Genomic DNA, 13,063 nt, shown 5'->3' on the forward strand with positions numbered 1-13,063 from the left:
TAAATGGAACGAGGTAAGGTCGCCCTCACCTCGTCATCCCGGCGCCCATCGTGTGCGCACACATCCCGCAGAACAGGAGTCTCTCCATGTCCGTGCCCAGAACCCTCACCGCCACGAGCGTCGCCCTCGTCGGCCTCCTCGCCCTCGCCGGCTGCGCGTCCGGTGCCACGGCGGAACCGGAAAAGACCGAATCCGCAGCGGGATCCGTCACGATCGAGGACAACACCGGCACGCACGAGATCGAGACTCCGCCGACCTCCGTCGTCGCTCTCGACAACCGCACCTTCCAGACGCTCTCCGACTGGGGGGTCGAGCTCTCCGCCGGTGCCGTCGCACTCATGCCGGAGACCGTGTCGTATGTGAAGGACGACGGGATCGTCGACATCGGCCTGCACAGCGAGCCCGACCTCGAGGCGGTCGTCGCGGTCGAGCCCGACCTCATCATCAGCGGACAGCGCTTCACACAGCACAACACGGCGATCGCCGACCTCGTGCCCGATGCCGCCATCATCGACCTCGAGCCGCGCGAGGGCGAGCCCTTCGACGAGGAGCTCAAGCGTCAGGTCACCGTGCTCGGCGAGATCTTCGGCAAGCAGGACGAGGCCCAGAAGCTCGTCGACGACTTCGACGCCGCGGTCGAGCGCGCCAAGGCCGCCTACGACGATGCCGACACCGTCATGGCCGTGAACACCTCGGGCGGCGAGATCGGCTACCTCGCCCCGACCGTCGGCCGCTCGCTCGGCCCGATCTACGACATCCTCGGCCTCACGCCCGCGCTCGAGGTCGACGACGCGAGCGACGACCACCAGGGCGACGAGATCTCGGTCGAGGCGATCGCGGCCTCGAACCCCTCCTGGATCCTCGTGCTCGACCGTGACGCCGTGTTCGCCGCGGACACCCCCGACTACGTGCAGGCGGCCGAGATCCTCGAGAGCTCCGAGGCCCTCGCCGGCGTCACCGCCGTGAAGGACGAGCAGATCGTCTACATGCCCACCGACACCTACCTGAACGAGGGCATCCAGACGTACACGACGTTCCTCAACGACTTCGCCGACGCGCTCGAGAAGAGCGCGAACTGAGCTCTCGCGGCGGCATCCGGCTGATCCGGATGCCGCCGCACCGTCATCATGGTCACCACTGACATCACCGCGCCGCCCCGCAACGCCGGGCGGCTCTTCGACGTGAAGCTGCTCATCGGCGTGCTCGTCGTCGCCGCCCTCCTCGTGATCTCGCTCTTCACGGGCGTGTACGACGTCACCGGCGCCGAAGACGGCGCGCAGATGTTCCAGATCACGCGCATCCCCCGCACGATCGCCCTCGTCCTCGCCGGCGCCTCCATGGCGATGGCCGGCCTCGTCATGCAGCTGCTCACCCAGAACCGCTTCGTCGAGCCGACCACCACCGGAACCACCGAGTGGGCCGGTCTCGGGCTCCTCCTGGTCATGATCCTGGTGCCCCAGCCGTCGCTCCCGCTGCGGATGGCCGGTGCAGTTCTCGCGGCCTTCATCGGGACGATGGTGTTCTTCGCCTTCCTGCGTCGCGTGGCCCTCAAGTCCTCGCTCATCGTCCCGATCGTCGGCATCATGCTCGGCGCCGTCGTCGGTGCGCTGTCGACCTACATCGCGCTGGCCACCAACTCGCTGCAGATCGTCGGGGTCTGGTTCGCCGGCAGCTTCACGTCGGTGATGCGCGGCCAGTACGAGATGCTCTGGATCGTGGCCCTCATCGGCGTGGTCGTCTTCGTCGTCGCCGACCGACTGACGATCGCCGGCCTCGGCGAGGAGGTCGCGACGAACGTCGGTGTGAACTACAACCGGATCATCCTGCTCGGCACCGTGCTGATCGCGGTGACGACGGGTGTCGTCACGGTCGTCGTCGGCAACCTCCCCTTCCTGGGGCTGATCGTGCCCAACATCGTCTCGATGGTGCGCGGCGACGATCTGCGCAGCAACCTGCCCTGGGTGTGCCTGCTCGGCATCGCGATCGTCACCGTGTGCGACATCATCGGACGCACCATCATCATGCCGTTCGAGGTTCCCGTCTCCCTGATCCTCGGCGTCGTCGGCGCCGTGGTGTTCGTGCTCCTCCTGCTCAGGCAGCGGCGACGTGGCTAACGGGGTGAGCGACGTGGCAGTGGAGGTTTCGTCACGATCCGCGGGGGCGTTCACGACCGCGCGGGCGCGCCGCCGCTACGTCATCGTGCTCGGCATCCTCATCGTCCTCGCCGCCGTCTTCGGCTTCGGACTGCTCGCGTGGGCGAACCCCATGCCGGTCGGCTCGACGGGGTTCTGGCGCATCGCCCAGCACCGCGCGACCGACGTCACCGTGATGGCGCTCGTCGCGGTCGCACAGGCCGTCGCCACCGTGAGCTTCCAGACCGTGACGAACAACCGCATCATCACGCCGTCGATCATGGGCTTCGAGTCGCTCTACCGCGTGGTGCAGACCTCGACGGTGTACCTGTTCGGGGTGGCCGGGCTCGTCGCGATCCAGGGCATCGGGCAGTTCGCGATCCAGGTGGCGATCATGGTCGCCCTCGCGGTGGCGCTGTACGGGTGGCTACTCTCGGGGCGCTACGGCAACCTGCAGATCATGCTCCTGGTCGGCATCGTGATCGGCGGCGGTCTCGGGGCGATCGCCACATTCATGCAGCGGCTGCTCACCCCGAGCGAGTTCGATGTGCTGGCCGCACGTCTGTTCGGCAACGTGTCGAACGCCGACGCCTCCTACCTTCCGCTCGCGATCCCGCTGGTGATCGCGGCATCCGCGCTTCTCTGGCTCCGCTCACGTCGACTCAACCTGATGGCCCTCGGCCCTGACGCGGCGCGCTCCCTCGGCGTCGACCATCGGCGGGAGCTGTTCATCGTGCTGTTCCTGGTCGCCGTGCTGATGGCGACCTCGACCGCTCTGGTCGGTCCGATGACGTTCCTCGGCTTCCTGGTGGCGACGCTCGCGTACCAGTTCGCCGACACGCACGATCATCGACTCATCTTCCCGGTCGCGGTTCTCACGGCCTTCGCGATCCTCGCCGGTGCGTACTTCGTGATGAAGAACGTGTTCTATGCGCAGGGGATGGTGTCGATCCTGATCGAACTCGTCGGCGGCACCGTGTTCCTCATCGTCATCCTCAGAAAGGGCAGACTGTGATCGCTCTCGACGGCGTCCGCCGGGACTACAGCAGCGAGGTCGCGATCGGCCCCGTCGATCTCGAGATCCCCGCGGGCGGGATCACCGCGCTCATCGGTCCGAATGGCGCAGGAAAATCCACACTGCTCACGATGATCGGCCGACTGAGTGGAATGGATGCCGGTGCCATCGAGATCGCCGGTCTCGACGTGGCGTCGACCAAATCGAAGGATCTCGCGAAGGTCGTCTCGATCCTGCGCCAGGAGAATCACTTCGTCACCCGGCTCACCGTGCGCCAGCTGGTCGGCTTCGGGCGCTTCCCGCACTCGAAGGGGCGGCTGAACCGGACCGACGAGGAGATCATCAGCCGGGCGATCGACTTCCTCGACCTCGGCGCGCTGGAGGGCAGATACCTCGATGAGCTGTCCGGCGGTCAGCGTCAGCGTGCGTACGTCGCGATGGTCCTGGCACAGGACACCGAATTCGTGCTGCTGGACGAGCCGCTGAACAACCTCGACATGCGACACGCTGTGCAGATGATGAAGCACCTGAGACGGGCGGCGGAGGAACTCGGTCGCACGATCGTGATCGTGCTGCACGACATCAACTTCGCGGGACACTATGCCGACCACATCTGCGCCATGAAGGACGGCGCCGTCGTGGAGTTCGGCTCGCCGGCCGCGATCATGACGGATGAGGTGCTCACGCGGGTGTTCGACACGCCCGTGCGTGTGGTCGACGGGCCGTCGGGGCCGCTCGCCGTCTACTACTGACTCGCCGGCCGCTCCTGCGTCGCCGGGCTCTCAGAGCTCGATGCCGTGGTCTTCGTCGTTGACCCCGGCGTTGTTGCCGCGGCGCGACTCGTAGCCGAGGAACCAGCCGAGCCACACGATCGCGGCGAGCAGCACGCCGAGCCACACGTTCTGGAAGATCAGCCCGACGACGACGCCGACGATCAGCAGGCCGACGGTGACGAAGATGCGCAGTGCGGTACGGGACATGGCACCAGCTTAGGTGGCGGGGTCAGCGGTCGCGATGGTCTTCGGGGGCGAGACGAGGACCCCGGCGCGGCTCCTGCACCCCGCTGGCGGAGAGCAGGCGGACGACACGCTGTCGCTGACCGGTCCAGGGGGCGAGGAGCTCGAGCATCCCGTCGTCGTCGGTGCGCTTTCCCGTCAGCGCGTAGCCGACCTCGTGCGCGAGGTGGTAGTCGCCGACGCTGACCGCATCCGGATCACCGAGCGCGCGGATGCGCGTCTCCGCCGACGTCCAGACCCCCACTCCGGGAAGGCTGGTGAGCACGCGGTCGCGGTCTGCCCCGCCGGCGGCCATCCGCACGGCGCGTGCGATGCGGTCTCCGCGCTCGGCCGCGCGCACGAGGGTCCGCGACTGGGGCGGCTCGACTCCGGCGCGGTGCCAGGCCCACGAGGGGATGCGGAACCACTGCTCGGGGGAGGGCGCCGCGAACATCGGTCGCGGTGTCGGTCCTGGCGCACGTGCACCGAAGCGGGTGACCAGCCAGCGCCACGCGCCGAAGGCCTGCATGCCCGTCACCTTCTGCTCGATGATCGCGCACGCGAGCGCGTCGAACACCTCGTCGGTGCGGGTGAGCCGCAATCCCGGGTGCCGTCGCGCGGATTCGGCGATGAGGGGATGCCGCGACGCATCGAAGTCCCCGGCGTCGTCCTGGGCGCCGCAGAGTGCGGGCACGAGATCGAGGGCGACGTCCGATCCGGGACCCCACGCGGTCGCGTGCACCTCGCCGCCGATCATGCGCAGGGCCACTGTCGTCGGTCCGAGGGGTGTGCGCATCGCGCGCCAGATGACGGGACCGTCGACGACCATCGTCGGGTCGGTGCCGCCGCGACGGAGCATGCCGACGGTGCGACGGAGGTCGAGCTCGTGCGGCGGGCGGTAGACGGTCTCCTGAGCGGGGACGGTGCGAGCGGCGTCTGCCGCTGTGGGGTCCGCTGTCAGGGTCATGCGCCCACCCTACGCGCCGGTTCTGACACCGACGCCGGACGACTCAGAAGCGGTCGGGCGAGGGGGTGCCGTGGCCGTAGCGGATGACGACGTCGGCGTGGCGGTCGAAGCGGTAACCGATGCCGCGCACGGTGCGGACGATGTCCTCGTAGCGGCCGAGCTTGGCGCGGAGACGACGCACGTGCACGTCGATCGTGCGCTCGCCAGGGGTCTCGTCGTCCTGCGCCTGCCAGAGGGCGGAGACCAGCTCGCTGCGCTCGATCGTGCGACCCTCGCGGAGCACGAGGTACTGCAGCAGCTCGAACTCCTTGTACGTGAACGCGGCGGACTCGCCGTCGATCAGGACGCGCTTGCGGGAGATGTCGACCGTGACGCCGCTCTCCTCGTCAGTCGCATCCTCCTCGGCGGCCGCCTTGGTCCGGGCGATGGCGCCGGGCTCCTGCAGAGCGAGGCGGACGACGTCGAGGTCGCGTCCTCCCGAGCCGTGCGGCGCGAGGGCGACGGTGGCGTGGGTCTCGGCTCCCGGCGCGAGCTCGGCCAGGGTGCGGCGCAGAGCGTCGACGAGCAGCGGGAGGCTGACGCCGGCCTCGGCGGCCTTGATCTCGTCCAGGCCGACGTAGAGGGCGAAGCCGCGGGGCGAGCGCACGGCGGGAAGATCGGCGCCGGCGGTGGAGAGCGGTGCGGTGGCCTCCGGCTGCGTGCGGATCGCGGCGGCGGTGGCGGTGGCGGGACGCTCGAGAAGTGCGGTGTTCGACATGATGATGAAGTCCTCAGGACGTGAGCCCGGATCGAGCGGGGCTCTGATGCGTTGCATGAATGACCGGCGGAGCCGGGAAGCGAGCAAGGGTGGATGCTCGGTGACACTGACCTCGCAGATGGCGAGGAGTTCAGGTCAGGCGGGGTGGCTGTTCGTTCAGCGACACATTCGGCAACACATGCCAACGCGACCGGGCATCATCATCCCGGCAGTCCTGTTCGCCTCCTGGGCGGACAAAGGGCTTGCGTTGGTGGTCATGGGGGGATTATGTCTGATCGTGACGCCCCATGTCAAAACGCCCGGGTGCTCCGGGCGGGCGTAACGTGGAGCGAATGACGATCTCGCACACTGTCGGCGGCTTCATCCTGACCGACGAGAAAGATGCTTCTCGGTACACGCTCATGCGCGACGGCAAGCTCGTGAGCGTGCTCGACTACCGCGATGACGGTCACACGATCGCCCTCACCAGGGCCTTCACGATCCCGACTTTCCGCGGCAACGGCTACGCGGGCAAGGTCGTGGAGGGGGCGGTGGCCGACATCGAGGAGCGCGGTGACCGCAAGGTCGACGCCGTGTGCTGGTACGTGTCGGACTGGTTCTCCGCCCACCCGGAGCACGGGGGCCTGCTGCGCACCCGCTGACTCTCCGGCCGTATGACGAAGTGTTACGGCTGCTGCCTGCCAGGATGAGGGCATGAGACTCGCCGAAGCCCTCACCGCACGAGCCGATCTGCAGCGCCGCATCGAGCAGCTGCGGGCGCGCATCGTCGCGAACGCCCGGTACCAGGAGGGGGAGGAGCCTGCGGAGGACGCGGCCGCCCTGATCGTCGAGGCGGATGCCGCACTGACGCAGCTTCGCGATCTCATCCGGCGCATCAATGCCACGAACGCGCGTCTCGATCTGGGGGCGGACGGCACGATGACCGATGCCCTCGCTGCCCGCGACGTGCTGAGGGCCCGCCACTCCCTGTTGACGGATGCGGCGTCCGCGGCGTCCGGATCGAGCGATCAGTATCTGCGGCAGATGCGGTCGGAGCTGCGGCAGGTGTCCGCGCTCCCGGTCGCACAGCTGCGGTCGCGCGCCGACGCCGTCGCGCAGGAGCTGCGCGAGCTCGACAACCGGATCCAGCAGGCGAACTGGTCGAACGACCTCGAGGAGGAAGACGGAAGTCGGTAGTCGTGACGAAGCGGGCACAACCCTCAGCCGGCGGGGCAAGTCCGGCACCTGTCGGGCGGAGGGCAGCCCCGATCTCGCATCGCGCAGCCCCGCACCCCGCACAGGTGAAGGTGCACAGCGCATCTCGCATCACCGCGTGCCGATCGTCGTGACGAGGGTGGGTCAGGGGACCTTCCACTTCCTCCTCAGGCTGTAAGGGCGCGCTGCGGCACGCCTCGGACGGAATGTCGGAGGGGGTTCGTACCGTGTGAGTATGCGGATCCTGCACACCTCCGACTGGCACATCGGCCGGACGTTCCATGGCAACTCGACCATGGACGCCCTCGCCGAGGTGCTCGGAGCGCTCACCGCGCAGGTCCGCGAGAACGCGGTCGAGGTCGTGGTCGTCGCGGGCGACGTGTTCGACTCCGCGACACCGTCGGGTGCCGCCTACACGCTGCTCGGCGACGCCCTGGTGGCGCTGCACGAGACGGGTGCCCGCGTCATCGTCACGAGCGGCAACCACGATTCGGCCGCACGGCTCGGCTTCCAGGCCCGCCTGCTGCGCGAGGACATCCACGTGCTGACCGATCCGCTCGGGGTCGGGGTGCCCGTGACCGTGGCCGACGCCCATGGGCCGGTGCACTTCTTCGGCATCCCCTACCTCGAGCCCGCGATCGTCCGCCAGCACTGGCCCGACGGCGACGGCGAGGGACGCCAGCTGCGCACCCAGGCGCAGACCATGGCCCATGCGATGGACCTGGTCCGCGCCGGCATGAAGAGGCACGAGGGGCGATCCGTGGCGATCGCGCACTGCTTCGCTGCCGGCGTCGATGCGACCGCCGGGCTCGAACGCGAGGTGCGCCAGGGCGGCCTCGATGTCGTACCCCTGAGCGTGTTCGACGGTCCGGACTACGTGGCGCTCGGCCACATCCACGGGCGGCAGCAGCTCAGCGACCGGGTTCGCTACGCGGGCGCTCCTCTGCACTACAGCTTCGGAGAGCAGCAGAAACCCCGCGGCTCCTGGCTCGTCGACATCGACGCCGAAGGTCTCGCCGAAGTCGAGTGGCTGGAGCTGCCGGTGCCGCGCCGCCTCGTCACGCTGACCGGTGCGCTCGCCGAGCTCCTGTCCGCGGATCTGGTCGCCGCGCACGCCGAGGACTGGGTCTGTGCGATCTACACCGACGCGGTCCCGCAGACCGAGCCGATGCGGCGTCTTCGTGAGAGCTACCCCTACTGCGCCATGGTTCAGCACCAGCCCGACGTCAGGGCTGAAGCCGACGAGCGCTCCTACGCGCAGCGGCTGCGCACCGCGGTCACCGACGCCGATCGCATCGAGGCCTTCCTCGAGCACGTGCGGGCGGGACACGGGCCGACCGAGGCGGAGAGCGAGCTGATCCGCGCGGTGCTCGACGAGCGCGTGCGCGCCGAGGCGCTCGTCTAGATGCGTCTTCATCGGCTGGAGGTCGAAGGGTTCGGCCCGTTCCGCTCCCGTCAGACCGTCGACTTCGATGCGTTCGCCGACGACGGGATCTTCCTGATCGCCGGACGCACCGGCGCGGGCAAGTCGAGCATCCTCGATGCGGTCTGCTTCGGCCTCTACGGGGGAGTGCCGCGCTACGACGGCGGCGAGAAGCGACTGCGCAGCGACCACTGCGAGCCCGATGACCCCTCCGAGGTCGTCGTCGAGTTCAGCACGCCCGCCGGCCGGTTCCGGGTGACCCGGTCGCCGGAGTACCTGCGTCCCGCCAAGCGCGGCGGCGGCATGACGAAGCAGGCCGCTGGTGTGGCGCTCGACGAGTGGACCGACGCCAGCTGGGTGGGGCGCGCGGCACGGGCGGTCGATGTCGGCAACGAGCTCGACGAGATCCTGCAGCTCAGCCGCGAGCAGTTCCTGCAGGTGATCCTGCTCGCGCAGAACCGATTCTCGGAGTTCCTGCTGGCGGGGAGCCGCGATCGCCAGGCGCTGTTGCGGCGGTTGTTCGGCACCCAGCGGTTCGAAGATGTGCAGGCGCGATTCGACGAGCGTCGCCGGCAGGCGGAACAGGTACTCGGCGCCCGACTCGCCACGGTCGAAGCCCGCGTCGACGAAGCCGAGCGTCTCGTGACGACCGCAGCCCTTTCCGGAGACACCGAAGAAGGCGTGGCGCCGTCGGCCGAGGCGTCTCCTGTGCCGTCGACGATCGCCGAGCGCCTCGACGCCCTCCGGCGGGCGAAGGCGCGTGCCGACTACCGCGCCGAGCGTCGAGCATCGGAGCGGGCCGATGCGGAGAAGCGATCGGCGGATGCGGATGCGAAGCTTGCGGCGACGCGTGAAGAGCAGCGTGCTCAGCGTGAACGCGATCGTGCGCGTGCGGCGCTCGAGCGTCTCGATGCCGAGGTCCCGCTGATCGACGAGGCGCGTGCCGAGCTCTCGGCTGCGCGCGCGGCCGAGGCGCTGCGGTCGACGATCGCCGCCGCCGCTCGAGCGCAGGGTGCCGTCGCGGATGCCGAGGAGCACGAGCAGAATGCACGCGCCGCCTGGGACGCCTTCGAGGTCGACGTCGAGGTCGAAGCCGCCGGCGACCTCGCGGCCTGGGCGGCCGCGCGCACGCGGGAGAGCGGCGCCTGGGAGCGCGCGCACGAGCTCGAGCAGAACACGCCGGCTCTCGATGCCGCCCTGCAGTCCGCGGAGCAGGCTGTCGTGGCCGCCGCCGCTCGCATCGACACCGGAGACGCGGAGCGTGCTTCCCTCCCCGAAGCGGTCGCCACGCTGACGGCGGAGCGCGACGAGACACGACGCCTGGCCGACCGGGCCGACGACCTGAAGTCGGCGCAGGAGACCTCCGATGCCCGACGTGCGGCCGCGCGCGAGGAGGAGCGGCTGCGGGCCGCGCAGACGGCGTCCGAGATCGAGCTCACCGAAGCCACCGCGGCGCATGCCGCCGCCCAGACGACCCTCGCACAGCTGCGGCAGCGCCGGACGGACGGCATGGCGGGGGAGCTCGCCTCGACCCTCCGGCCGGAACACCCCTGCCCCGTCTGCGGCGCCATCGAGCACCCGACACCCGCAACGCACTCCGATCCGGTCCTCCCCGAAGACATCACGCGCGCGGAAGAGGCCCGCGACGCCGCGTCGCAGCGCGAGCGCGAGCTCGCAGCGACCGCCTCCGCTCTGCGCGCCGAGCTCGCCGCCGTCGCCGCCCGTGCCGACGGGCGGAGCATCGAGCAGGCCGACGTCGAGCACGCAGAGGCGTCCGCAGCACACGCCCGCAGCCTCGCCGCCGCAGAGGAGCTGAAGCAGCTCGATGCGCGGCTCGGTGAGATCGTCGCCCGCGCCGAACGGCTGGACGCCGAGCGTGCAGACGATGCGAGGGCCCTCGCCGAAGCCCGAGAGCACCACGTCATCCTGCGGGAGCGGAGTGCAGAGGCGCGTGATCTGATCGCCGAGGCCAGGGGCGGATTCGACACGGTCGCCGCCCGACTCGCCGACATCTCCGCGAAGATCGCCGCTGCCCGTCGTCTCGGGGAGGCGATCGCGGAGCACGAGCGCAGAACACGAGCACGCGCCGAGGCGGAGGCCGAGCGGGATACGGCGCTCGCCGTCTCCTCCTTCGACGACGTGTCCGCCGCCGAACACGCCCTGCGCTCGGTCGCCGCGCAGGAGGCTCTCGACGCGCGGATCACCCAGCACGCGGTGCAGCGCGAGAAGGAACGCGCTGTCCTGTTCGATCTCGAGCTGCGCACCCTCCCGGAAGAAGCGATCGACCTCGCCCCCGCCGAACAGGCATCGGCTGCGGCTCGTGCCACCTGGACGGCCGCGGTCGACGAGGCGGCCCACGCCACCGGCACGGCGGAGCGCCTCGGAGGACTGATCGAGTCCGCCGCCGCGGAGCAGGCCCGCACCGCCGACGACGCCGCCGAATACGAGGTTTTGCAGAACCTCGCCGACACGATCTCAGGACGCGGAGCGAACACGCGGAAGATGACGCTGGAGACGTTCGTCCTCGCCGCCGAGCTCGAGGAGATCGTCGAAGCGGCCAACCGTCGGCTCCGCGACATGTCGACCGGGCGCTACCAGCTGCAGCATTCCGACGCGCTCGCCGCCCGCGGGGCGGCATCCGGCCTCGGCATCGTGGTCTTCGACGCTTTCACCGGGCAGACGCGACCGCCGCAGTCGCTGTCCGGCGGCGAGACGTTCCTCACCTCGCTCGCCCTCGCCCTCGGACTGGCCGAAGTCGTCACGGCGCGTGCCGGCGGCATCCGCCTCGACACCCTCTTCATCGACGAGGGTTTCGGCTCTCTCGACGGCGACACGCTCGACGTCGCGATGCGCACCCTCGACGAGCTGCGGCAAGGCGGCCGCACCGTCGGGGTGATCAGCCATGTCGAGGCCATGCAGGAGCAGATCCCGGCGCAGCTCACGGTGCGAGCACTGCCGAACGGGCCGAGTCTCATCGAAGCCCGCTGACGCAACGAAATGGGGCGTTCGCCTCCGGGTCAGACCCCGTATTCGGTGAGGATGAACGCGCGAAGCTGCACGCTGCAGCGCGCTACGGCCTCGCGCCAGTCCGTCAGCGCACCGTCCTCCGCCTGGTCCGACACGGCACGGAAGACGCGGATCGGCACGTCGAACTGTCCGGCGACCCAGATGTAGGCGTACGTCTCCATATCGACCAGAGCCGCGCCGGACGGGCGGATCACGGCGGTGACCTCGGCGTCCTCCACGAAGTGGTCTCCGGTCGCGATCAGCACGCCCTCGCGTCCGGTCGAGACACGTGCGGGCAGGGAGACATGCTGACCGGAGACGCCGTCGAGGTCGGTCACATCGTGCTGGAACGCCGTGCCGACCTCGTGGACGGTGGCCTCGAGATCGGGATCGATCGCGCCAGCCGTGCCGACGACGACGATCTCGTCGTAGACGTCCGCGTCGAGCGCGCGGGTCAGCGCGTACGTCGCCTGCAGCTTGCCGGGACCCGTGACGAGACGGTCGAAGCCGTCGAGCTCCTCCGGGAATGCGGACAGTTCGGATGCGAGGGCGGCGACGAGGAGTTTCACTGCCCCATTCTCTCAGGTCGGATCTGGCAGGAACGTGCGAACGCCGCGGCGTCACCCGGGCGTAACACGAAAGCGCGATACTGATGCGAGGACAAGACGGAGGATGACATGTCGTTGCAGCAGCAGATCTCTGAGGACCTCGGCGTCAATCCCGAGATCGACCCCGAGAGCGAGGTCGATCGTCGCATCGGATTCCTCGCCGACTACCTCCGCACGGCCGGAGCGAGGGGTTACGTGCTCGGGATCTCCGGCGGGCAGGACTCCACGCTGGCCGGACGCCTCGCGCAGCTCGCGGTCGAGCGGGTGCGGGCGGAGGGCGGCGACGCGAGGTTCCTCGCGGTGCGTCTGCCCTACCGCGTGCAGCATGATGCGGCGGATGCCGAGGCCGCACTCGAGTTCATCGCCCCGGACTCCTCGGTCGAGGTCAACATCCAGAACGGTGTCGACGGGGTCGAGGAGGACATCGAGTTCGCCGTCACGAGCGACATCAGCGACTTCAACCGCGGCAACATCAAGGCGCGCGTCCGCATGGTCACGCAGTACGCCCTCGCCGGCCATGACGGGATGCTGGTGATCGGCACCGACCATGCCGCCGAGGCGGTGACCGGTTTCTACACGAAGTTCGGTGACGGTGCGGCCGACATCCTCCCGCTGTCCGGTCTCAGCAAACGGCAGGGACGATCGCTGCTGCAGTTCCTCGACGCGCCGGATCGGCTCGCCTTCAAGGTGCCGACGGCCGACCTTCTCGACGGACAGCCCGGACGCGCGGACGAAGATGAGCTGGGACTCACCTATGAGCAGATCGACGACTTCCTCGAGGGGCGCCCCGTCGACCCCGAGGTCGCCGGGCGCATCGAGGCGAGGTACCTGGCGACGCAGCACAAGCGGCACCTCCCGGTGACCCCCGACGACACCTGGTGGCGCTGACCGCACCTTCGGGAGAGAGGCGCTCCGCTTCGCCCGTGTCGGATGCCGCGGTTAGTGTCGAAGCATCCGACAGAACGG

General features: G+C 69.5%; 13 protein-coding genes. 9 read left to right on the forward strand and 4 right to left on the reverse strand.

Features of this window, described 5'->3' with window-relative positions:
- Positions 1 to 86 precede the first annotated feature (86 nt).
- Genes CQ042_RS12950 through CQ042_RS12965 form a run of 4 tightly spaced genes read left to right on the forward strand, consistent with a single transcriptional unit; the run spans position 87 to position 3,899 of the window.
- Entirely contained in the window at positions 87 to 1,079 is a 993-nt protein-coding gene (locus CQ042_RS12950; RefSeq protein WP_105670872.1) for a siderophore ABC transporter substrate-binding protein, read from the forward strand.
- A 48-nt stretch (positions 1,080 to 1,127) separates the two neighbouring features.
- Positions 1,128 to 2,114 (forward strand): ABC transporter permease, encoded by a 987-nt coding sequence (locus tag CQ042_RS12955; RefSeq protein ID WP_105670873.1) that lies wholly within the window; start codon positions 1,128 to 1,130, stop codon positions 2,112 to 2,114.
- A 4-nt stretch (positions 2,115 to 2,118) separates the two neighbouring features.
- Positions 2,119 to 3,147: an iron chelate uptake ABC transporter family permease subunit gene (locus CQ042_RS12960; RefSeq protein WP_105670874.1), complete on the forward strand. Its 1,029-nt coding sequence runs from the start codon at positions 2,119 to 2,121 to the stop codon at positions 3,145 to 3,147.
- The gene (locus tag CQ042_RS12965) at positions 3,144 to 3,899 is read left to right on the forward strand and encodes an ABC transporter ATP-binding protein (RefSeq protein ID WP_105670875.1); all 756 of its coding nucleotides are present in this window, start codon (positions 3,144 to 3,146) and stop codon (positions 3,897 to 3,899) included. The genes CQ042_RS12960 and CQ042_RS12965 overlap by 4 nt, the downstream gene beginning before the upstream one ends.
- 30 nt (positions 3,900 to 3,929) lie before the next feature.
- Here the strand turns inward: CQ042_RS12965 and CQ042_RS12970 are convergent, their stop codons facing one another.
- The 3 genes from CQ042_RS12970 to CQ042_RS12980 are packed head-to-tail and all read right to left on the reverse strand — an operon-like array spanning position 3,930 to position 5,866.
- On the reverse strand, positions 3,930 to 4,127 hold the full coding sequence (locus CQ042_RS12970) for a hypothetical protein (protein WP_028502140.1): 198 nt from the start codon (positions 4,125 to 4,127) through the stop codon (positions 3,930 to 3,932).
- 22 nt (positions 4,128 to 4,149) lie between these two features.
- Positions 4,150 to 5,109, reverse strand: coding sequence for a DNA-3-methyladenine glycosylase (locus tag CQ042_RS12975; protein ID WP_105670876.1), 960 nt, complete (start codon positions 5,107 to 5,109; stop codon positions 4,150 to 4,152).
- Between the two features lie 43 nt (positions 5,110 to 5,152).
- The gene (locus CQ042_RS12980) at positions 5,153 to 5,866 is read right to left on the reverse strand and encodes a winged helix-turn-helix domain-containing protein (protein WP_105670877.1); all 714 of its coding nucleotides are present in this window, start codon (positions 5,864 to 5,866) and stop codon (positions 5,153 to 5,155) included.
- A 332-nt stretch (positions 5,867 to 6,198) separates the two neighbouring features.
- Between CQ042_RS12980 and CQ042_RS12985 the strand changes: the two genes are divergently transcribed.
- The 4 genes from CQ042_RS12985 (at position 6,199) to CQ042_RS13000 (ending at position 11,471) form a co-directional block, all read left to right on the forward strand.
- Positions 6,199 to 6,507, forward strand: coding sequence for a GNAT family N-acetyltransferase (locus tag CQ042_RS12985; protein WP_105670878.1), 309 nt, complete (start codon positions 6,199 to 6,201; stop codon positions 6,505 to 6,507).
- A gap of 52 nt (positions 6,508 to 6,559) precedes the next feature.
- Positions 6,560 to 7,042 carry a DIP1984 family protein gene (locus CQ042_RS12990; RefSeq protein WP_105670879.1) on the forward strand — a complete coding sequence of 161 codons (483 nt, stop codon included), beginning with the start codon at positions 6,560 to 6,562 and terminating at the stop codon, positions 7,040 to 7,042.
- Positions 7,043 to 7,295: 253 nt separating this feature from the next.
- Positions 7,296 to 8,465: an exonuclease SbcCD subunit D gene (locus CQ042_RS12995; protein ID WP_105670880.1), complete on the forward strand. Its 1,170-nt coding sequence runs from the start codon at positions 7,296 to 7,298 to the stop codon at positions 8,463 to 8,465.
- The gene (locus CQ042_RS13000) at positions 8,466 to 11,471 is read left to right on the forward strand and encodes an AAA family ATPase (protein ID WP_105670881.1); all 3,006 of its coding nucleotides are present in this window, start codon (positions 8,466 to 8,468) and stop codon (positions 11,469 to 11,471) included.
- Between the two features lie 29 nt (positions 11,472 to 11,500).
- On the opposite strand, the gene CQ042_RS13005 is transcribed toward CQ042_RS13000, so the two are convergent.
- On the reverse strand, positions 11,501 to 12,058 hold the full coding sequence (locus CQ042_RS13005) for a nucleoside phosphorylase (protein ID WP_105670882.1): 558 nt from the start codon (positions 12,056 to 12,058) through the stop codon (positions 11,501 to 11,503).
- 108 nt (positions 12,059 to 12,166) lie between these two features.
- Here CQ042_RS13005 and nadE point away from each other — a divergent pair, with 108 nt between their 5' ends.
- On the forward strand, positions 12,167 to 12,985 hold the full coding sequence (gene nadE, locus CQ042_RS13010) for an ammonia-dependent NAD(+) synthetase (RefSeq protein ID WP_105670883.1): 819 nt from the start codon (positions 12,167 to 12,169) through the stop codon (positions 12,983 to 12,985).
- Positions 12,986 to 13,063 lie beyond the last annotated feature (78 nt).

Origin of the sequence: Microbacterium sp. MYb62, from assembly GCF_002979475.1 — a bacterium.
Lineage (GTDB): Bacteria > Actinomycetota > Actinomycetes > Actinomycetales > Microbacteriaceae > Microbacterium.

Coding starts and splice junctions, on each gene's coding strand:
- CQ042_RS12950 (WP_105670872.1), top strand. CDS start 87: ATGTCCGTGCCCAGAACCCTCACCGCCACGAGCGTCGCCCTCGTCGGC.
- CQ042_RS12975 (WP_105670876.1), bottom strand. CDS start 5,109: ATGACCCTGACAGCGGACCCCACAGCGGCAGACGCCGCTCGCACCGTC.
- CQ042_RS12970 (WP_028502140.1), bottom strand. CDS start 4,127: ATGTCCCGTACCGCACTGCGCATCTTCGTCACCGTCGGCCTGCTGATC.
- CQ042_RS12980 (WP_105670877.1), bottom strand. CDS start 5,866: ATGTCGAACACCGCACTTCTCGAGCGTCCCGCCACCGCCACCGCCGCC.
- CQ042_RS12985 (WP_105670878.1), top strand. CDS start 6,199: ATGACGATCTCGCACACTGTCGGCGGCTTCATCCTGACCGACGAGAAA.
- CQ042_RS12995 (WP_105670880.1), top strand. CDS start 7,296: ATGCGGATCCTGCACACCTCCGACTGGCACATCGGCCGGACGTTCCAT.
- CQ042_RS12990 (WP_105670879.1), top strand. CDS start 6,560: ATGAGACTCGCCGAAGCCCTCACCGCACGAGCCGATCTGCAGCGCCGC.
- CQ042_RS12955 (WP_105670873.1), top strand. CDS start 1,128: ATGGTCACCACTGACATCACCGCGCCGCCCCGCAACGCCGGGCGGCTC.
- CQ042_RS13000 (WP_105670881.1), top strand. CDS start 8,466: ATGCGTCTTCATCGGCTGGAGGTCGAAGGGTTCGGCCCGTTCCGCTCC.
- nadE (WP_105670883.1), top strand. CDS start 12,167: ATGTCGTTGCAGCAGCAGATCTCTGAGGACCTCGGCGTCAATCCCGAG.